This window comes from Christiangramia marina (genome assembly GCF_048285865.1).
Classification (GTDB): Bacteria; Bacteroidota; Bacteroidia; order Flavobacteriales; family Flavobacteriaceae; genus Christiangramia; species Christiangramia marina.
On the sequence record NZ_JBLVTK010000001.1, the window covers coordinates 809,640 to 828,270 of the forward strand.

The following is an 18,631-nucleotide window of genomic DNA, read 5'->3' on the forward strand; positions in this document are numbered from 1 at the left end:
CACAACCAGTATAGGAGTGCTGCTGCAACTGCAAGCATGATTAATCCTAAAGTTAGTTTGATAACCGCGATCACGAAGGTCACATAAATGATGATTCCCAGGATAATTGCCCCAATAATGAGGATAGCGTATTTTTTCATTATAGTGCAGATTTAAATTGCTCGAGAAATCTTAGGTCATTCTCGTAAAACATCCTGATATCTTCTATCTGGTATAGCAGCATGGCAATTCTTTCAATTCCCATCCCAAACGCAAATCCAGAGTATTCCTGTGGATCTATATTACAATTTTTTAGAACGTTCGGGTCTACCATTCCGCAGCCCATGATCTCAAGCCAACCTGTTCCTTTGGTGATACGATAATCGGTTTCAGTTTCCAGACCCCAGTAAACATCAACCTCCGCACTTGGCTCGGTAAACGGGAAATAAGAAGGTCTAAGGCGTATTTTTGATTTTCCGAAGAGTTGCTCGGTAAAATACAATATCGTTTGTTTCATATCAGCAAAAGACACGTCCTTATCGATATACAATCCCTCTACCTGGTGAAATATACAATGTGATCTTGCTGAAATTGCTTCATTTCTGAAAACTCTTCCCGGAGAGATCGTTCTAATAGGCGGTTTGTTCTCTTCCATGTAACGCACCTGTACTGATGAAGTATGTGTTCTCAACAGGATATCAGGATCTGTCTGGATAAAGAACGTATCCTGCATATCTCTTGCCGGGTGATATTCCGGAAGGTTCAGTGCCGTAAAGTTATGCCAGTCATCTTCCATCTCCGGTCCTTCAGAAACATTAAAACCAATATTGCCAAAGATTTCGGTGATCTGGTTCTTAACAATAGAAATTGGATGTCTCGAACCTATTTCAACCGGTTCTCCCGGTCTGCTAAGGTCGCCATACACACCTTTTTCTTCCTGACTGTTTTCAAGACTTTCCTTTAAAGAATTTACACGCTGGGTTGCAGCACTCTTAAGCTGATTGATCACCTGCCCAAATTCTTTCTTCTGCTCATTTGGAACATTCTTGAATTCAGCAAAATAGTCGTTCAGGATCCCTTTTTTACCAAGGTATTTGATTCGGAAAGTTTCTATTTCCTCATTCGTAGCAGCATTAAAGTTTTCAACTTCAGCAATATGCCCTTTAATCTTATCAATCATTGGTTTAGTCTTTTCAGAAGCGCAAATTTAGTAAAATTAATACCGAAAATCGTGCGCTTTAAATGCTTATTCTGAAGTAGCCACTTCCGAAGAAAGAGACTTTACCAGCAACCTGTCCCGGTAAATAAAGCTCATAAGAAAAAATACGGAAAGTGCCCCGAAGCTGTGCCATAGCCAGTGTGTTCCCATAGGAATTACATACATAAATCCATCCAGTACCCTGAAGCTGATGGCAAATCCAAAACTGAGGAATGCCAGTAAAATATGAACCCAGTTTTCAGCTCGTGTGGTAAAGAAATAGGTGATTACAGGAAGTAAAAGTCCCAGCGCTGTACCCACATAACCTACAGAGGTTTGTACACTATCATCCCAGGGGAGCATACGTACTCCAAACACCAGAATTAAAATTAGAACGATTAGCCAGATCCTATTCCGGTTGGTGATTTCCAGTTTTATTGTATAATAAACTGAAACTGCCAGGCATAGAAATATAATGGGTAGCCAGTCCAGGTACATCCAGAAGTCATGACTTCGGGTAGCATGATAGACGGTACCTCCAACAAATCCCATAAAAAGAACCGGTAGGCTCCAGGCTAAAAATCTATGATTACGATAGTCGCTATAGACCTTTAGCGAAAAGTAAATAATGATAAGTAGAAAGAAAATATTGCTAAAAGTATTGAAAGGCTCCACCGGTAATCTTCCAGCCATTGTTTCCTGGTAGATAGGACCACTATCATTTGGAAACGAATCAAAACTTAGCAGAAGGTTCATTTATGAAATATACTTTTTTTCCATAAAATAATTCACGATCGCTTCCTTCATTAAAACCGACTGTTCCCCGGCTTTTAAACTTGGTAACTCCTCCTTCACCTTGAAATGTGGCCAGCTGTCTTCATCAAAATAATCGAATTCATAATAGCCATAAGGCTCCAGTAAGGTACAAATTGCAATATGCATCAAATCAAGTTTATGATCCTTCTTAAACTTACGGTGAACCTGACCCAATTCCTGTACCCCGATCAAGTATATTATAGCATCCAGCTCCAAAATTTCTCCATCTGCAAATTGATTGGACAATTTGGTTTGTAATTCCTGCCAGCGCTCTTTTAATTGTTCATCTCTTGCCATACTGCAAAGATATCATCTAAGATTTTATAATTATTATATTTGAGGTATGAATACAGTGGATATTGTCCTGGGTATTTTCCTGCTTTACGGATTGGTACGTGGTTTTTTCAGAGGATTTTTAATTGAGCTTGCTTCATTGGTAGGACTTGTAGCCGGTATATACGGTGCCATTCATTTCTCCTACTACGCCGGCGAATTTCTTTCACAACATGTAGATTGGGATATAGAAATTATCAACCTTGCGAGCCTGGCCATTACCTTTTTGATTATCATTTTCGTAGTATCCTTAGTTGGTAAAATGCTTACCAAAGTAGCAGACTTTGCGGCACTAGGAATTGTAAACAAACTCCTGGGAGCTATATTTGGATTACTGAAATCTGCTTTTGTGGCCAGTGTGATCATCATGTTTTTTATGACCAGCAATAAAACCCTTGAATTCGTAGAAACTGAAACACTTGAAGATTCTGTTCTTTATGAACCGGTAGCTATGATCGCCCCTATCATTTTACCATCGATCATCAAGCAGGTGAAAGAAAAAGACCTTTGGGATACTGAAGAGGAAGCTGAATAAAAAATCCGGAACCACATTGAAGTGATCCCGGATTCTTAATATTTCTGTTACTAATATCTTATAGCAAGCTTACTTTTCCATTGGAGATAGAATAGACTCCTCCAACGATTTTAATCTCACCATTATCTTCCATTTCCTTAAGAATCGGGCTTTTTTCTCTGATCCTGTCCATGGTAAGTTTTACATTATTTTCAACCACACCAGCAACAAAATCAGAATTACTGGAATTTCTTTCGCCACTAGTTTCAGTTGCTTTTACGGCAGGTTTTATGTTGCTTAATAAATGCGTAATGTTCCCAAGTTCAACATCATCACAGGCAGCTTTAACTGCGCCGCAAGCTTCGTGCCCCAGAACCATCACCAGTTTACTTCCGGCAACTTTACAGGAGTATTCCAGACTTCCAAGAATATCGGTATTTTCAAAGTTTCCTGCCACCCTGGCAGAGAAGATATCTCCAACTCCCTGGTCAAAAATAGTTTCTAATGGCACTCGTGAATCGATACAGCCAAGAACAACCGCCTGTGGCCATTGCCCTCCTTTGGTCTGTTCCACCTGGGAAGCGTAGTCTCTCTGATGCATCTTAGCACTCGAAAAACGCTCGTTTCCTTCCATTAGATCCTTCAGCACTGCATCAGGACTCAAATTTGTTTGCTTGTCTTTATTGATTATATCTGTAATCATCATTCGTTCTTATTTTTAAGTTTAGGTTAATGCTGACCTACTAAATTAGCTGATCTTCTTCTGAGCGAAAAATTCCTGGTAACTATCTGGGTTCTCAACAGTTCCTCTTTCTGAAACCACCTTAATATCTATATTCTTTTCCGCGGCCTTTACTCTGAAATCGTCAAGAATCTCGATGATATCGTTATCAAGATACCTGCTTTTTCGCACATCCATGATAAGATAAGAATTATCTTTTAACTTATTCAGTTCTTTGATGATCGCACCCTTATTGATAAAAGTAACCTCTTCAGCAAGAGTCATCTTCACAGTCTTGTTTTCATCATTCTCATTTTCAATGTGAAGGAAGTAGGAATTCTGGTAGGATTTGATGAGAATTACCACGATTCCAACGGCAAGTCCAAGACCAATTCCTATTAGAAGATCACCGAATACGATTCCAACAATAGTTACAATAAATGGCACGAACTGCTTCCATCCTTTCAAATACATTTCCTTGAATAAGGCTGGTTTTGCAAGTTTATATCCTACAAGAAAAAGTATAGCTGCCAGTACTGAAAGTGGAATATAATTAAGAATATTTGGAATCACCACTACAGAGATCAGAAGTAAGAAACCATGCAGAATTGCTGCCATTTTAGTTTGTCCTCCAGACTGTATGTTCGCAGAACTTCTTACGATCACCTGTGTAATTGGCAATCCACCAATCATACCTGAAAGCATATTTCCTGTCCCCTGTGCGAAAAGTTCACGGTTAGTAGGAGTGGTTCTTTTATGTGGATCCAGTTTATCTGTTGCTTCCACACATAATAAAGTTTCCAGACTGGCCACCAACGCGATCGTAAATCCTGTGATCCAGATCTGCAAAGAACCAATCATTTCGAAAGAAGGCAAAGTAAACTGACCAACGAAAGAGTCAAAACTATCGGGTACTGGAACGTTCACCAAATGCTCCTGAGAAATTCCAAAAGTTTCATTTCCTTTGGTTACCAGGAAGAAAATTATCCCGGTTCCCACCGCAACTAATGGTCCCTGCACAAGTTTAAAAAATTTACCCTTATCGCTTAATACAGTTTCCCAAAGTACAAGAATGATCATGGCAATGATAGCGATCAAAGTAGCTCCCGGGCTAATACCATTCGCCATGTTGAAGATTTCTGAAAATGTGTTCTCTCCATCAACCTGGAAAAATGCCCAGTCACCCTGAGGATCATCGTCGTAGCCAAAGAAGTGAGGTATCTGTTTCAGGATTATAATGATCCCGATACCTGTGAGCATTCCTTTAATGACCGAGTTTGGGAAATAATATCCAATGATACCTGCTTTTAGAAGTCCGAATCCAATCTGGATCGCACCACCAATCACTACAGCCAGTAATAAATTCTCATAACCAATATTGGTGATCGCTGCAAGAACAATGGCTGCAAGTCCTGCTGCCGGACCACTAACTCCAAGGCTTGAACCACTAATGGCTCCAACGACGATACCACCAATGATACCGGCAATTAAACCGGAGAACAACGGTGCACCACTGGCAAGAGCAATACCAAGACACAAAGGAATGGCAACAAAAAATACGACAATACTTGCCGGAAAATCTTTATTTAAATGCTTAAACATATATAATGTATTATTTCAGGAGGAACTCCCGTAATCTTAAAACTGAATAATAAAAGGGTTCACGAATTTACCGTGACTTTGGGTCTGGAAGTATTACGCAAGTTTCGGGGGCGGAGAGGTGATGGAAAGAAAAACTTTATACCTGCTTTCTCTGTAGTTATGTCCATCCTGCTTTCTAATTTGAAGATAATGGATGCTTTTGTAATTAGAATCCATCTCCTCAATAGTGTATTCGAGACTGATCTGGTTTTTGGTAGAACTCTCCTCTTCATTCATATTATAGGCAATAGAAATGTCAACATTTCTATCAATCAAAGCGATAATGCTGGGAGTGCACAGAAATGCTGTGAATATAAAAGCCAGAATGAAAGTGATGTTCTTCACGATTGTAAAACTAAGTCAAATTTCAGAACTATAGAAAACTATAATAATGAATTGTAAAGACTTAATCAAAAATATCTACAACTTCCTGATGTTTTGACTATTGACCCAACCTTGAGCACCGTTGGAAAGTTCAATTTTCGACCATTCCTGAAAATCTTCAAGCACCTTTGCTTTTGTACCTTCATGAAGTTCGTAGCTGGCTTCACCACGTAAATTAGGCTCATCCCGCACCTCTACAACTTCTTGGTATATGATCGCATATTGGTTGTTTTCGACGTAAGTTTCCTGCTGAAAGGCAAATATTACCGAAATAATACAGGCGATTACACTTAGAGATGCAAAACCCAGGAATAACCGCTTCTGAAGAGAGCTTCTGGAGAAAAAGTATAGTAAGAACAACACCACAAACATCACCGAAAATATAATGGCAAAAATTGCCCACCCAGAAGCCGTATATTTTGAGATCAAGTTACCAAAAGAAGCGGAAAGTCCCGTTTGCTCCACCTCATCGATATCGTCTATCGCCATGTTGCGAGCAAACTCGATGTTATTTTTAATATCTTCATCCTTTGGTTGTAGCTGAAGTGCCTTTTCAAAATAATAGATACTCGGGGCGACATTATTCAATTTATAATGAGCATTTCCAAGATTGTAATAAACCTCTGCTGAAGCTTCACCATTTTCTATGATCTTCTCGTAACTAGAGATAGAAGCTTCAAATTCTCCATTTTGATAAGCTGCGTTCGCTTTATCAAAAAGTTCCTGGCTCTGGGAAAACCCAAGAATAGAAACAAATAGAAAGATAAGAACAGTTACTTTTCTCATGTTATAGTTGTTTATCCAGGGTTGAAATTACTCGTACTGCTTTTTCGTAGTCCTGCTGCATAGCGTCTGATGATGCCGGTGTATAACGTGCATATTCACAACTGGACAAAAGCGATATAAACTCTGTTGTAGTTTGCTCATCCACCTGCTTCTCGCTAAGTATTTGCTGAATTCTATCCTTACTCATTTCACTGGTGGTAATTCCCAGTTTTGCTTTTAGATAATTATGCATCGATCTTTCCAGCGCAAGATAAAATTCCTTCTGGTCTCCTAAATTCCTTTTTGCTTCTGAAAGATATTTTCTGGCCAGTTTATCTGCTTTTCTAATTCTGTTTCCAGTAACATCTGCGGCTCTTTTATCTCTTTTTCTTCCGAAGAGAATAAACAGAGGAATCGCTGCCAGCGGTAGTATCAAAGCCGTCCAGAAACCAGCGGAACCAAAGAAACCTGAATCCTCCAGAGGTTTCAAATTAGTACTAAGCTTAATAAACCTAAACTGACTGTCATTGAAAGCAACCGGCTGCTTATTAACTCCGGAATTGCCAGTAGAATTGGATCCAGCCAAAGGTCCGCTATCAACGCTTATTAGCATTTCATCTGAAGTATGGGTGATATAAGTTTCGCTTTTTGGATCGAAATATGAAAAGGACAATGCCGGAATTGGATATTTCCCTTTTCTGGTTGGTATGATCGTATAGGAATTGGATATACTTCCCTGCATACCGTTCAAATTCGTGTTTACATTTTCACGACGTTCCGGATCATACATTTCCAGAGATGAAGGAGCGGTAAGTTCTGGAAGGTCAAATAACTTCAAATTTCCATTCCCTTTTACTTCAACCTTGGCCTCCAGGCTCTCACCAGCATTCAATTCTTTTTTACTGCTACTTACGCTAAAATCAAATTTACCTACAGCTCCGGTAAAATTCTCCGGCGCGTTCGTAGGTAATGCTTTTACCTTGATCTTCTTATTATCTGCCGCCACGGTTTTATTTACCGTTTTATAAATCCTGCTTCCAAAAATATCGCGGCGTTCACTAGGAACATCTACCGCCACAGACAATGTAAGTGGTTCAATATTTAATTCACCTGTTTTTTGAGGATAAAGAATCGTTTTTCTAAGTATCACGTATCGATACGGCTCACCACGGTATTCACCATTTTCGACACGAAGTTGCTTAATATCCACACTCTGACTCCAGAAATCATTATATTTTGGATTGTCAAGTTCCCTCCAGTTACTTACACTAATTCGCGGACTCACATATAGCTTATAAACCACAGTGATCGCTTCATTTAGGTAAGGATTCGCTTTAGAGACTTCTGCGACGAGATGCAGGTTATCCTCGGCGATCAATTCAGTATTATTGCCATCGGTAGGTTTGTCTACGGCAGCAGTGACCTCAACATCTATGGGTGAAGTTTTATAAACCTTATCATCGATAACGATCTCAGCCTGTCCAACAGTAAGTATTCCACGCTTTTTCGGCTGGAGATAAAAGCTGTAGGTCTTTGAATAAGCCATTTTCCCATTGAGGATACTCGTACTTATTTTTTGGTTGGGGCCTCCAACTACGGTGAAATCTGAAAAAGAAGGGGCATTGAAATTGTCACCATCTTCGTTCATTTCAAAATCAACCCGAAGCCGTTCATTAATTCCCAGCTTCTCCCTGCTAACCTTTGCTTCAAAACGCACCTGCGCCTGGAGCAAACCTCCGGTGAACATCAAAAAACTTAAAATCAATAATTTTGTTTTCATCCTTATCTATATCAACGCAAATTTTAGTCAGAAATTTTAAAAATTCTTACCAGTCCTTTTCAGCTTTAACCTTCACACCCTTAGCTTTCTGGGCGTTAATTTTATCCTGGACTTTCTTTTCTTCATTATTCATGGCTTCCAGCAAACTTTGAATTTGTTGCGGCGATAACTGACCCTGTGCTGGTTTTGGCTTCTGCTGCTGCTTTTCATCTCCCTGGCCTTTATCTTCTTTTTTCTCGTCGCCTTCCTGCTTTTCCTTATCCTCGTTTTGATCGCCTTCTTTCTTATCCTTTTCGTTCTCTCCCTCGTCCTTAGGCTTTTGATCCTGCTTTTCGTCGTCACCACCTTCACCATCATTATTCTGATCTTTCTGATCCTGGTTCTGGTCTTCGTTTTCTTTATTATCCTGCTTATCCTGATTCTGCTCGTCGTTTTGATCTGGATTTTGTTTTTCTTCCTCCAGTTTCTTTTTAGCTAAAGCCAGATTATAACGAGTTTCATCATCGGTTGGATTATTCCGAAGCGCATTTTTATAAGCATTTACAGCTTCCTGATAGTTCTTCTGCTGCATATATGAATTCCCTAGATTGTGGAAGATCTGGTGTTTTTCATCTTTGCTTTCAGCGATTTCTGCAGCTTCTTTTAAGCGCTGTTCTGCATTCAGGGATTTTTCCTTGGCGTGATAAAGGTTACCCATATTGTATTTTGCCTTCATATTAGAAGGATCCTTCGCAATGGCTTTTCGGTAAGAAGCTTCGGCATTCGCAAATTTATTTTCTGAAAGTGCTTCCTGAGCCTCCACAATGTATTCATCGGATTGCTGCTGAAGTTTCTCCTGATCTTTCTGCGCGAGAACTGTCACTATTCCGAAGTGGAACAGTAAAATACTGAGTGTGATTTTAAAACCGGTTTTATGCTGCATCGTTCTTCTGCTTTTTCCTGCCGCCTTCATCAAAAAGATTCAGTTTTCTTAACCAGGCGGTACTTTTCTCTAATACAAAAATATCTAGAAAAAATAATGCCAAAGCTATTCCCAGAAACCACTGAAATTGAGATTCATAGTCGGCAAATTGCTTGGCTTCAAATTCTGTCTTTTCAATATTCTGAAGCTGACTTAAAACTTCATCTACTACATCTCCGGTCACATTACCTTCGATATAGGCGCCTTCAGTAGCATCTGCAATTTCCTGAAGGGTTTGAGGATTCAACCTTGTGATAACCGTTTCGTTCTGGTTATCTTTCTTATAATTCTGAATAACCCCGTTTCGTTTAATAGGAATTGGCCCACCTTTCTCGGTTCCTACACCAATAGTAAAGATACGAATCCCATCTTCCGCAGCCTGTTCCGCGATATCCTCTACATTGCCTTCATGATCCTCTCCATCGCTAATGATGAACAAAACCCGATTGGTCTGCTGATCATCATCATAATAGGTTGTTGCCAGTTCTATCGCATCGCTAATGGCAGTTCCCTGTGAGGAGATCATGTCTGTATTCAAAGCCTGCAGGAACATTTTGGCTGAAGAATAGTCGGTCGTAATTGGCAGTTGAGGAAACGCACCACCGGCATAAGCAATAATTCCTACGCGGTCACTTCCAAGATTGTTCAAAATCTGACTTACAAGTTGTTTTGACTTCTCGATCCTGCTTGGCGCAATATCTTCGGCCTCCATACTTTTAGATACATCTATGGCAAAAACGATATCAACTCCTTCACGCTTCACAGTTTCCATTTTAGAACCTATTTTAGGATTGACCAGCGCTACAACAAGTGCAGCAATTCCTAGCAGGATCAATAAAAGTTTTAGAAAAGGTTTACTTCTGGATCGATCGGGAACAAGACTTTTTAAGAGGTGGCTATCAGCAAATTTTCGTCGCGTTCTCCTCTGCCAGAATACCAGTAGAAGATATAGCACGATCAACAGTGGAATAACCAGTAACAACCAAAACCATATTTTTTCTTCTAATATCATATTAAACAAAGCTTCTAAATACTGTCATTCTTAATAGCACTTCCAGTAAAAGCAATCCACCGGCAAGTAACACCAATGGTCTGTATTTTTCATCGTAATTATAGTAACGAAATTCTTCAATTTCTGTTTTCTCCAGAGCATCAATTTCCTCGTAAATAGCTTCCAGCTTTTCGTTATCGGTCGCTCTAAAATATTTCCCTCCAGTTGTGGAAGCGATCTGGCTAAGTAATTTTTCATCGATCTCTACCGGCACATTTCCATACTGAAACCTTCCGTTAGGTAGAATTGCGGTTGGGGACAAAGCCATACCATTGCTACCAACACCAATAGTATAAACCCTGATCCCAAATTCCAGTGCCAGCTCACTGGCGGTGTTAGGATCTATAAATCCGGAGTTATTCACCCCATCGGTAAGCAAAATAATTACTTTACTTTCAGCATCGCTATCCTTGATCCTATTTACTGCCGTTGCCAGTCCGGAACCAATCGCAGTTCCATTCTCGAGAACATTATTATATTCAATTCCTTCCAGAGCATCCAGCACAATAGATTTATCGCTGGTAATGGGAGTTTTTGTAAAACTTTCACCGGCATAAACCACCAGGCCAATTCTATCTGCAGGACGATCCTTGATAAATTCTTCTGCCACATTTTTAGTAGCCTCAAGACGCGTCGGCTGCAAATCTCTCGCCAGCATACTGGCAGAAACATCTATTGCCATAACAATATCGATTCCCTGGGTACTACTGGACTGCGTAGAAACATCAACCGTTCTAGGTCGCACCATCGCGGTAATGATCAAAGCCAGTGTAAGTAATCTCAATACAAAAAGTACTGGTCGCAATTTAGGAAGCAAGCCAGATTTCCCCTTGAATCCTTTAGTTGACGAAATCTTAAGGGCAGCCGTTTGCTTATTTCGCTTCCAGATATACCAGCCTATTGCCAGCGGAAGCAGCAATAGTAACCAGAAAAATTCCGGATTCTCAAAATTGAAATTTGCAAACATTATTCTTTCAGGTTATTTATTTCAACTGAATTGATGATCCTTTGCGAGATTTCTTCAGCATAGGTATCATCTTCATTGAAGATGACAATGATCTGTTCAAAACCACCTTTTTCAGCAAAATTCAGAATTACATATTCATTTGGGATTGCCTCTCCGGTAACAGGATTTTGAGCCTGAAGCGTTCCAAAAACCTTAAGACCTTTGGCTCCATTTAAGGTTGTAAATTCTTCCTGCTTCATGACGATATTCGTTGCACCCTGCGCTTCCAGGTTGGTGTAAATCCCATCAACAGCTTTTTGCAGATCAAATTGCACTTCTCCCTGGAATTTAATAGTGGTCACTGCGGAATAAAAATTGCTTAGCAAGCTTCCGTAGATAAAAGTTTCAGAGCCTACCATCATGCGCTGCACATCTTCCGGCATTTCGATCTCACCTCGTACCAGTACTTTTGGGGTGGTCACCGCTACGCTAGGATTTCCATATTCACTGCGAATCCATTCACCTTCCAGCAATTCTTTGGTAGGATGTCCAATATAAGTATCCATCACATAGGTAATACCTTTGGTAGCTATAAGGGTAGTGACTCCTATTATTATGATAGCGGCACCAACCAGAACACCCAGAATGATCCTGCGTTTCTTACGTTTTTTGCGCTGTGCTTCTAAATATTCTTCGTCTTGTAGCAACTCTTCCTGTGTAGGTTGTGGGACCGCAGCACGAAGGTCATCAATAATCAACTGAGTTTTAGCACGATCATCTTTAGCCGTAATAATATCTGGTTTGGAACGAGCAAACTTCGCCAGGTCGGCACGATTAAGAATTTTTTCAAAATTACGAATGGTTTCTTCATTAAGATTAAGCTTTCCAGATTCGCGTTGTGCCTGCAGGTATAAAATCAACTCGCCGGTAGTTCTTTCCAGCCCATGGTCGTATATCTTTCGATCCAGGTATTTTCTCACGGCAAAGCTTAACTGTGAGTAGTATTCCCTAATCTCCCTGTTTTCAAGCAGTCCCGAACTGTCCAGTTGTTTGAGCTGCACCATTGCTTCTTCATAGGGGGGAAGTTCACGCACCTTATCATCAGATTTTCTTTTTCGTACGATCAGGTAAACTGCTGCACCTGCGATAGCCAGGATTGCTAGCAACCACCATAACCAGTCTGGAATACTGAATCCCGGTGAAACCGTTACCGATGGTTTTAGAGGATATAAATTCTGCTTGGTAGTATCTACAATGACATCCTTTACTTCTACAGCGAAAGAATCTGTACGATACGTCCTGTTTTGAATAAGCACTTCCTGAGAAGGAATCACATATTTACCACTATCGAACTGGGTAAGAAAATATTCTTTGAGCAATTTATAATTTCCCTGTTTCCGAATGGTGTCAGGTTGCAGGCTTTCCACCATTTCCAGCGGTGAAAACGTTTCACCTTCAGGAAAAACAACTAAATCCTCAGGATTAGAAATCACTTCAATTTTATAGGTGATCTGCTCACCTATCCTAATGCTCGTTGAGTCTATGCTCGAAGTAATAACCTCCTGAGCCGAGATATTTTGAAACAACAAAATTGCCAGAAGCCCGGGTAAGTTTCTTAGAATTAATTGGCGATATGTGGAGATTTTATTCAAGTCCATTCGTTAAGCTCTTCTTTTGAAATAGCCTAGTAGTTTCTTTACGTAATTTTCGTCTGTCCGGTTATTAATCGTCCCCGCACCACTTACAGAGAAGCTCTGTAGAAAATAATCCATTCGCTCCTGATAATATTTTGAATACGAATTTCGAACAGATTTAGAGCTGGTATCTACCGTGATATAATCACCACTTTCGGCATCCTGCATTTGTACAAGACCAAGATTTGGAATACTCTCTTCCATTTTGTCAAAAATCCTGATACCGGTCACATCATGTCTGTTCGATGCAATTTTAAGGGTATGCTGATAGCCCTCATCCATAAAGTCTGAAAGAATAAAAACGATCGCTTTTTTCTTCATGACATTAGACAGGTATTTCAATGCACCTGTAATATCTGTTGCTGAATTTTCCGGGTGGAATTCGAGGAGTTCCCGAATGATCCTTAGCACGTGAGAACGCCCTTTTTTCGGCGGAATATAAAGTTCGATCTTATCGGTAAATAACATCAAACCTATCTTATCATTATTTTTTGTTGCTGAAAATGCCAGTGTAGCAGCAATTTCAGTAACTACATCTTTTTTAAACTGCTCACGGGTACCAAAAAGTTCAGAACCGGAAACATCTACCATTAACATCATGGTAAGCTCACGTTCTTCTTCAAATACTTTTACAAATGGTTCATTATAGCGTGCGGTAACATTCCAGTCAATATTTCTAACGTCATCCCCAAACTGGTAAGATCTTACCTCGCTAAAGGTCATTCCGCGTCCTTTAAAAGTAGAGTGATATTCCCCGCCAAAGACATGATCGCTCAGTCTGCGGGTTTTGATCTCTATTTTACGTACTTTTTTTAGGAGCTCTTTTGTATCCATCTCTTCCTTCAACAATGTTTATGAACCGGTAAATTTATTACCAATCTTCGGCCGTGCACGATCTTGATCGCTATGGCACTTCGATTTCATTCACGATCTTGTTGATTAGATCTTCCGAAGTAATATTTTCAGCTTCGGCCTCATAAGTGATCCCAATTCTATGTCTTAGCACATCATGTACTACGGCACGAACATCTTCTGGCACCACATACCCACGACGACGAATAAATGCATAACATTTGGAAGCGATCGCAAGGTTGATACTTCCCCTTGGCGAAGCTCCAAAACTTATCAATGGTTTGATATCTGAAAGATTGTAATTCTCTGGAGTTCTTGTCGCAAAGATGATATCAAGAATGTATTTTTCGATCTTTTCATCCATATACACATCACGAACTGCACTTTGTGCACGCAGGATCTGCTCAAGACTTACTACAGGATTCACTTTTTCAAAAGCACCTTTGAGATTGGCGCGAATGATCAATTGTTCCTCAGCCATTTTCGGATATTTGATCACCGTCTTCAGCATGAATCTATCTACCTGTGCCTCTGGCAGCGGATAGGTTCCTTCCTGTTCCACCGGGTTTTGAGTCGCCATCACCAGGAATGGTTTATCCAGAATAAAAGTTTCATCACCAATGGTCACCTGCTTTTCCTGCATGGCTTCCAGTAATGCCGATTGAACTTTTGCCGGGGCACGGTTAATCTCATCTGCAAGTACAAAATTCGCAAAAATTGGCCCTTTCTTTATACTGAAGTCATTCTCCTTCATATTATAGATAAGGGTTCCCACTACATCTGCAGGTAGAAGATCTGGTGTGAATTGCACCCTGCTGAAGCTTCCATGTACAGCCTGAGACAAGGTGTTGATCGCAAGAGTTTTCGCCAGTCCCGGAACCCCTTCTAAAAGGATATGTCCCTGGCCTAAAAGGCCTATTAGCAAACGTTCGACCATATGACTCTGCCCTACGATGACTTTGTTCATCTCCCGGGTTAGCAGGTCTACAAAAGCACTCTCTCTTTCAATTTTTTCGTTAATACTGGCTATATCAACAGATGAATCGTTTTCCATCATGATTTTTCGGATTTTGATGTCGTGAATATACGTACAACATGTAAGCGTCGCAAATTGTTATTTTATTGGATTTACGTTGGTTAAAAAAAGGTTAAAATAGAAAAGGCAGTACCCTGAAGCACTGCCTTTTCTATTTTATATGTTCTAAAAGCTTATAGCTCTATCTCACCAAGATCTGTAGTTTCGTTTGGACGAACTTCCACGTCACTTACCGTATAAACTGTAAGACCTGAAGAAATCTGAGGTGTGATTTTCACATCATAAGTACCAGCAGGAACTCCATTCAGTGCAAAATCACCATCATTGTTTGTGTATGCCGATACTGTAATACCATTTCCAGTAAGTACAACCAGTGACTGTACATCACTGCTTAAAGCTGCAGGAACAACGGTTGTTCCAACTACCATTCCGGCATTGGCTTCTGCGCTCAATCTAATTACAGGCTTAAGGTTATAACCTCCATTTCCTGTCTCAACAATTGACTGTTCAACATCAAAGTCAAGAAGAAATGCATAATTTTCACCACCTTCTAAACGCTGATTCAATTGTAATTTAAGACCAGATTGTTGTGCACTTGGAGTGTTTAGAGCTTTAGTCTCTCCATCTACAACCACTGTGTTATCAGGTCCTAAGATCAATCTCATCTGCCCTACATAACCTGCTTCAACTTCAGTATCTGCCAGTAATTGTGAGACTCCACCCGTTAGTTCAAGTAAGTCGTAGATGCCAGTATTCACATCTTCAACAGTCACCCATTCGCTACCTTCTGTTCCATCATCATCGGTGGCATCCAGATCATCATCGGCTTCAAGCTGGATCTCAATTCCCTGTACATCGATAAAAACAGCGTCATAATCTCCTGGAGCATCTGTCATTCTAATGCTTAGATTAGCTCTTTCAGAAGAAGATCCATCAGAATCATCATCATTACAACTCACAAGTCCAACAGAAATCAGCGTTGCGACAAGTAGGCTTTTAAAACTTACACTTAAGTATTTCATATATTGATTTTATTTGGTTCAGCGAGAGAACGGCAATACCTGTGCTAAATTTTAGCCTTTGATTCGATTTAACTCTTTTTAACTCCACTTAACCACGCTTTAATACACATATAGCTAATGCTAAGTAATACTTTCTTACTTTAGAAAATAAATTTCAAATATGAAAACAGCCCTTATAACCGGCGCTACGAGCGGTATAGGAAAGTCTACTGCCATACGCTTTGCAGTGGAAGGATTTAGATTGATACTTTGTGGTCGACGACTGGAAAGACTTCAGCAATTACAGCAGGAACTAGCTGTAGAAACCGAGGTACATATCCTCAACTTTGATGTAAGAAATCGACAGGAAGTATTTGATAATATCGAAAGTCTTCCGGAGCAATTCAGGCAGATTGATATTCTCGTAAATAATGCTGGAAATGCACATGGACTGGACCCTATACAATTCGGTGATATGGATGATTGGGACAATATGCTGGATATCAATGTTAAAGGTCTTTTATACATGAGTAAGGCGGTCATCCCGGGAATGATGGAAAGACAATCTGGTCATATTATCAATATTGGTTCTACTGCGGGAAAAGAGGTGTATCCAAATGGAAATGTATACTGTGCCAGCAAACATGCGGTAGATGCCATCAACCAGGGAATGCGAATAGACCTGAATGGTAACGGAATTCGCGTTGGTGCCATAAATCCCGGACTCACCGAAACTGAATTTAGCGATGTGAGATTTAAAGGAGATGCTGCAAAAGCTGATAAAGTTTACCAGGGTTTTCAAGCCTTACAACCGGAAGATATCGCAGACATCATTCACTTTACAGTTACCAGACCTTACCACGTAAACATCGCAGATCTTACCGTGATGTGCACAGCTCAGGCCAGTAGCACCATTGTAGATAAAAACTAGCGAACAGGACTGCATCATGATCAATAAAAGACTTCTTATTAAAAATCTGCTGGCTCATAATGATGAGAATAGCTTTTACGATAAGAAGCGACAATTGAACATTGGTGAACGGGAAGGAAAAGCGAAATTCCTGAAACATATCTGCGCGCTTTCCAATTCCAATCCGGAAAACAATTCTTATATCGTGATTGGAGTTGAAGATGAGGATAGCAAAATAGTTGGCATTGATTTTTTTGATGATAGTAAAATTCAGAATTTGATCAACGCTTACCTCAGCAATCCTCCGCGAATATCTTATGAGAATATTCCTTTTCCACATTTACCAGATCACTTGGTGATTGGACTCGTCACCATCAGGCCCAATCATGCTAAGATCTGTTCCTTCAGAAAAAATATCTGGAAATATTACGGAGGGTCGATTTTTATGCGGGATGGAAGTATCTCCATGCCTAAGGTTTTTGATATAGAAATTCAGGATGTAAACTCAGCTCAGGTAGCATCTATCGAAAATCATTCACACAATAATATAGAATACACTTTAGACGGCGTATTCGATTTTATGCGGAAAAGAAAGGATTATAGTCCTAGTTACAAGGTTTTCAAGGAATATTTTGTGGTTTGCTGGGCGGGAAGGGAGAAAAAGATCAAGAAGCAATCCTATTATTCCCGGGTAGATATCGAGTTGATTAACGAGCAGGTGAAACTATTCTATTCTGCTCTTGACGAGGTAAGTATTATTCAGAATGAAGACAGTTTTAAGATCCTGGAATACGTACATCTGGGGTTACATGATCAGTTTAAGTACTATCCCTTAGAGGAAGTTACCATCAGTTTCGGTAATAATGGAAGCTATGAAATTGAAAGTAATGTTATTTTTGAAGCTCCGAAATTCGATAAAAAGACGTTATATCATATTTATAACACCAATCGCAGTATTGTTGATAAATTGAGGAACGGTATTGATCTTAATGCTGAAGATCTTAAGGATCTGCGGAATTTACCGTCTACCTATTTACTTTGCTATTTGAACAATTTTTCAGATGCATTGGATAAACTTGAAGAGGCCCGACCTTATCTTAAGAATTTTGGAGCTGAATATTACCAGTCCTACAAAGACAGTATGAGAATTTTAAGAAAAGTAAAATATAATTAAGATGGCAAGAACATTCGCTATTGGAGATCTACATGGAGGAAAGAAAGCGCTAATTCAGGTATTGGAACGAATCGACCTTAAACCTGAGGATACCCTGATTTTTCTGGGTGATTATGTAGATGGCTGGAGCGATTCTGCAAATACGGTTACTTACCTCATCAAACTTGCCCGGCAGAACAGCTGTATTTTTATACGTGGAAATCATGATGACCTTGCACAAAAGTGGCTTGAAGGTGGAGAAATGAACGAAAAATGGCTGGAACATGGTGGCCAGTCGAGCATCGATGCCTATCGCACTTTTACTCATGAACAGATCGAGGATCATATTCAATTCTTTAAGGATACGCTGAATTACTACCGACATGATAATCGGTTATTTGTTCATGCCGGCTTTACAAACTTACATGGTCCAGATTATGAGTATTCAGACAAAGGTTTTTACTGGGACCGGACTTTATGGGAAATGGCATTAGCTATGGATCCTTCGATCAAACCCGGTGATATGTTCTATCCTAAAAGACTTGCTCATTTTGATGAAATATTCATTGGACATACCCCGGTGACCAGAATTGGTAAAACAACACCTGTGAATAAAGCAAATATCTGGAATGTAGATACTGGAGCAGCTTTTAAGGGTCCAATTACAGCAATTGATGTTATTACCAAAGAAATCGTGCAAAGTGACCCGGTTCATACGCTATATCCTGATGAACAGGGCAGAAATTAGCATTCATTTACGATAGCTTCTCTATCCTTATTCATATCTTTGAAGTTCAAGTTTTTGAGGTTATAATTCGCAAATTTTGAAGTTTTAAAAAATATTTGCACGTTTATTGTAATTTATTGAACAAACAGGCTTTAATTAGCACTCGAAA

At 39.8% G+C, this 18,631-nt stretch carries 19 protein-coding genes; 4 read left to right on the forward strand and 15 right to left on the reverse strand.

Annotation, left to right across the window (positions count from 1 at the left end; genetic code table 11):
- Window positions 1-139: 139 nt before the first annotated feature.
- The 3 genes from pheS to ACNKXS_RS03815 all read right to left on the reverse strand — a co-directional run bounded on the left by pheS (window position 140) and on the right by ACNKXS_RS03815 (window position 2,290).
- Window positions 140-1,159 carry a phenylalanine--tRNA ligase subunit alpha gene (gene pheS, locus ACNKXS_RS03805; protein ID WP_417919697.1) on the reverse strand — a complete coding sequence of 340 codons (1,020 nt, stop codon included), beginning with the start codon at window positions 1,157-1,159 and terminating at the stop codon, window positions 140-142.
- A gap of 66 nt (window positions 1,160-1,225) precedes the next feature.
- The gene (locus ACNKXS_RS03810; protein ID WP_417919698.1) at window positions 1,226-1,933 is read right to left on the reverse strand and encodes a hypothetical protein; all 708 of its coding nucleotides are present in this window, start codon (window positions 1,931-1,933) and stop codon (window positions 1,226-1,228) included.
- The gene (locus tag ACNKXS_RS03815) at window positions 1,934-2,290 is read right to left on the reverse strand and encodes a hypothetical protein (RefSeq protein WP_417919699.1); all 357 of its coding nucleotides are present in this window, start codon (window positions 2,288-2,290) and stop codon (window positions 1,934-1,936) included.
- A 46-nt stretch (window positions 2,291-2,336) separates the two neighbouring features.
- On the opposite strand from ACNKXS_RS03815, the gene ACNKXS_RS03820 reads away from it, so the two are divergent.
- Window positions 2,337-2,861, forward strand: coding sequence for a CvpA family protein (locus ACNKXS_RS03820; protein WP_417919700.1), 525 nt, complete (start codon window positions 2,337-2,339; stop codon window positions 2,859-2,861).
- Between the two features lie 58 nt (window positions 2,862-2,919).
- On the opposite strand, the gene ACNKXS_RS03825 is transcribed toward ACNKXS_RS03820, so the two are convergent.
- The 12 genes from ACNKXS_RS03825 to ACNKXS_RS03880 all read right to left on the reverse strand — a co-directional run bounded on the left by ACNKXS_RS03825 (window position 2,920) and on the right by ACNKXS_RS03880 (window position 15,693).
- Window positions 2,920-3,543, reverse strand: a complete 624-nt coding sequence (locus tag ACNKXS_RS03825; protein WP_417920138.1) for a carbonic anhydrase family protein — start codon at window positions 3,541-3,543, stop codon at window positions 2,920-2,922.
- A 45-nt stretch (window positions 3,544-3,588) separates the two neighbouring features.
- Entirely contained in the window at window positions 3,589-5,163 is a 1,575-nt protein-coding gene (locus ACNKXS_RS03830) for a SulP family inorganic anion transporter (RefSeq protein WP_417919701.1), read from the reverse strand.
- A 93-nt stretch (window positions 5,164-5,256) separates the two neighbouring features.
- Entirely contained in the window at window positions 5,257-5,547 is a 291-nt protein-coding gene (locus ACNKXS_RS03835; RefSeq protein ID WP_417919702.1) for a hypothetical protein, read from the reverse strand.
- Between the two features lie 75 nt (window positions 5,548-5,622).
- Window positions 5,623-6,372, reverse strand: a complete 750-nt coding sequence (locus ACNKXS_RS03840) for a tetratricopeptide repeat protein (RefSeq protein WP_417919703.1) — start codon at window positions 6,370-6,372, stop codon at window positions 5,623-5,625.
- A gap of 1 nt (window position 6,373) precedes the next feature.
- Window positions 6,374-8,131: a BatD family protein gene (locus ACNKXS_RS03845; protein ID WP_417919704.1), complete on the reverse strand. Its 1,758-nt coding sequence runs from the start codon at window positions 8,129-8,131 to the stop codon at window positions 6,374-6,376.
- 46 nt (window positions 8,132-8,177) lie between these two features.
- Entirely contained in the window at window positions 8,178-9,053 is an 876-nt protein-coding gene (locus ACNKXS_RS03850) for a tetratricopeptide repeat protein (protein WP_417919705.1), read from the reverse strand.
- Window positions 9,043-10,104 (reverse strand): VWA domain-containing protein, encoded by a 1,062-nt coding sequence (locus tag ACNKXS_RS03855; protein ID WP_417919706.1) that lies wholly within the window; start codon window positions 10,102-10,104, stop codon window positions 9,043-9,045. Before ACNKXS_RS03855 ends, ACNKXS_RS03850 begins: the two co-directional genes overlap by 11 nt.
- 1 nt (window position 10,105) lies before the next feature.
- Window positions 10,106-11,110 carry a vWA domain-containing protein gene (locus tag ACNKXS_RS03860; RefSeq protein ID WP_417919707.1) on the reverse strand — a complete coding sequence of 335 codons (1,005 nt, stop codon included), beginning with the start codon at window positions 11,108-11,110 and terminating at the stop codon, window positions 10,106-10,108.
- Window positions 11,110-12,747 carry a BatD family protein gene (locus ACNKXS_RS03865; RefSeq protein ID WP_417919708.1) on the reverse strand — a complete coding sequence of 546 codons (1,638 nt, stop codon included), beginning with the start codon at window positions 12,745-12,747 and terminating at the stop codon, window positions 11,110-11,112. The genes ACNKXS_RS03860 and ACNKXS_RS03865 overlap by 1 nt, the downstream gene beginning before the upstream one ends.
- A gap of 3 nt (window positions 12,748-12,750) precedes the next feature.
- The gene (locus ACNKXS_RS03870) at window positions 12,751-13,617 is read right to left on the reverse strand and encodes a DUF58 domain-containing protein (RefSeq protein WP_298528748.1); all 867 of its coding nucleotides are present in this window, start codon (window positions 13,615-13,617) and stop codon (window positions 12,751-12,753) included.
- 70 nt (window positions 13,618-13,687) lie between these two features.
- Window positions 13,688-14,692, reverse strand: a complete 1,005-nt coding sequence (locus tag ACNKXS_RS03875) for an AAA family ATPase (RefSeq protein WP_417919709.1) — start codon at window positions 14,690-14,692, stop codon at window positions 13,688-13,690.
- 152 nt (window positions 14,693-14,844) lie between these two features.
- Window positions 14,845-15,693 (reverse strand): DUF4382 domain-containing protein, encoded by an 849-nt coding sequence (locus ACNKXS_RS03880; protein WP_417919710.1) that lies wholly within the window; start codon window positions 15,691-15,693, stop codon window positions 14,845-14,847.
- A gap of 160 nt (window positions 15,694-15,853) precedes the next feature.
- On the opposite strand from ACNKXS_RS03880, the gene ACNKXS_RS03885 reads away from it, so the two are divergent.
- From ACNKXS_RS03885 to ACNKXS_RS03895, 3 genes are read left to right on the forward strand one after another with little or no spacing between them, the layout of a single operon-like run.
- Window positions 15,854-16,603 (forward strand): SDR family NAD(P)-dependent oxidoreductase, encoded by a 750-nt coding sequence (locus tag ACNKXS_RS03885; protein ID WP_417919711.1) that lies wholly within the window; start codon window positions 15,854-15,856, stop codon window positions 16,601-16,603.
- Between the two features lie 16 nt (window positions 16,604-16,619).
- Window positions 16,620-17,756 carry an ATP-binding protein gene (locus tag ACNKXS_RS03890; protein ID WP_417919712.1) on the forward strand — a complete coding sequence of 379 codons (1,137 nt, stop codon included), beginning with the start codon at window positions 16,620-16,622 and terminating at the stop codon, window positions 17,754-17,756.
- A gap of 1 nt (window position 17,757) precedes the next feature.
- Window positions 17,758-18,483: a metallophosphoesterase family protein gene (locus tag ACNKXS_RS03895; RefSeq protein ID WP_417919713.1), complete on the forward strand. Its 726-nt coding sequence runs from the start codon at window positions 17,758-17,760 to the stop codon at window positions 18,481-18,483.
- Window positions 18,484-18,631 lie beyond the last annotated feature (148 nt).

Excerpts from the sequence above, each read along its gene's own strand:
- ACNKXS_RS03890 (WP_417919712.1), top strand. The coding sequence starts at position 16,620 with ATGATCAATAAAAGACTTCTTATTAAAAATCTGCTGGCTCATAATGAT.
- ACNKXS_RS03875 (WP_417919709.1), bottom strand. The coding sequence starts at position 14,692 with ATGATGGAAAACGATTCATCTGTTGATATAGCCAGTATTAACGAAAAA.
- pheS (WP_417919697.1), bottom strand. The coding sequence starts at position 1,159 with ATGATTGATAAGATTAAAGGGCATATTGCTGAAGTTGAAAACTTTAAT.
- ACNKXS_RS03895 (WP_417919713.1), top strand. The coding sequence starts at position 17,758 with ATGGCAAGAACATTCGCTATTGGAGATCTACATGGAGGAAAGAAAGCG.
- ACNKXS_RS03840 (WP_417919703.1), bottom strand. The coding sequence starts at position 6,372 with ATGAGAAAAGTAACTGTTCTTATCTTTCTATTTGTTTCTATTCTTGGG.
- ACNKXS_RS03885 (WP_417919711.1), top strand. The coding sequence starts at position 15,854 with ATGAAAACAGCCCTTATAACCGGCGCTACGAGCGGTATAGGAAAGTCT.
- ACNKXS_RS03880 (WP_417919710.1), bottom strand. The coding sequence starts at position 15,693 with ATGAAATACTTAAGTGTAAGTTTTAAAAGCCTACTTGTCGCAACGCTG.
- ACNKXS_RS03855 (WP_417919706.1), bottom strand. The coding sequence starts at position 10,104 with ATGATATTAGAAGAAAAAATATGGTTTTGGTTGTTACTGGTTATTCCA.
- ACNKXS_RS03825 (WP_417920138.1), bottom strand. The coding sequence starts at position 3,543 with ATGATTACAGATATAATCAATAAAGACAAGCAAACAAATTTGAGTCCT.
- ACNKXS_RS03850 (WP_417919705.1), bottom strand. The coding sequence starts at position 9,053 with ATGCAGCATAAAACCGGTTTTAAAATCACACTCAGTATTTTACTGTTC.
- ACNKXS_RS03865 (WP_417919708.1), bottom strand. The coding sequence starts at position 12,747 with ATGGACTTGAATAAAATCTCCACATATCGCCAATTAATTCTAAGAAAC.
- ACNKXS_RS03830 (WP_417919701.1), bottom strand. The coding sequence starts at position 5,163 with ATGTTTAAGCATTTAAATAAAGATTTTCCGGCAAGTATTGTCGTATTT.
- ACNKXS_RS03845 (WP_417919704.1), bottom strand. The coding sequence starts at position 8,131 with ATGAAAACAAAATTATTGATTTTAAGTTTTTTGATGTTCACCGGAGGT.
- ACNKXS_RS03870 (WP_298528748.1), bottom strand. The coding sequence starts at position 13,617 with ATGGATACAAAAGAGCTCCTAAAAAAAGTACGTAAAATAGAGATCAAA.
- ACNKXS_RS03810 (WP_417919698.1), bottom strand. The coding sequence starts at position 1,933 with ATGAACCTTCTGCTAAGTTTTGATTCGTTTCCAAATGATAGTGGTCCT.
- ACNKXS_RS03860 (WP_417919707.1), bottom strand. The coding sequence starts at position 11,110 with ATGTTTGCAAATTTCAATTTTGAGAATCCGGAATTTTTCTGGTTACTA.
- ACNKXS_RS03815 (WP_417919699.1), bottom strand. The coding sequence starts at position 2,290 with ATGGCAAGAGATGAACAATTAAAAGAGCGCTGGCAGGAATTACAAACC.
- ACNKXS_RS03820 (WP_417919700.1), top strand. The coding sequence starts at position 2,337 with ATGAATACAGTGGATATTGTCCTGGGTATTTTCCTGCTTTACGGATTG.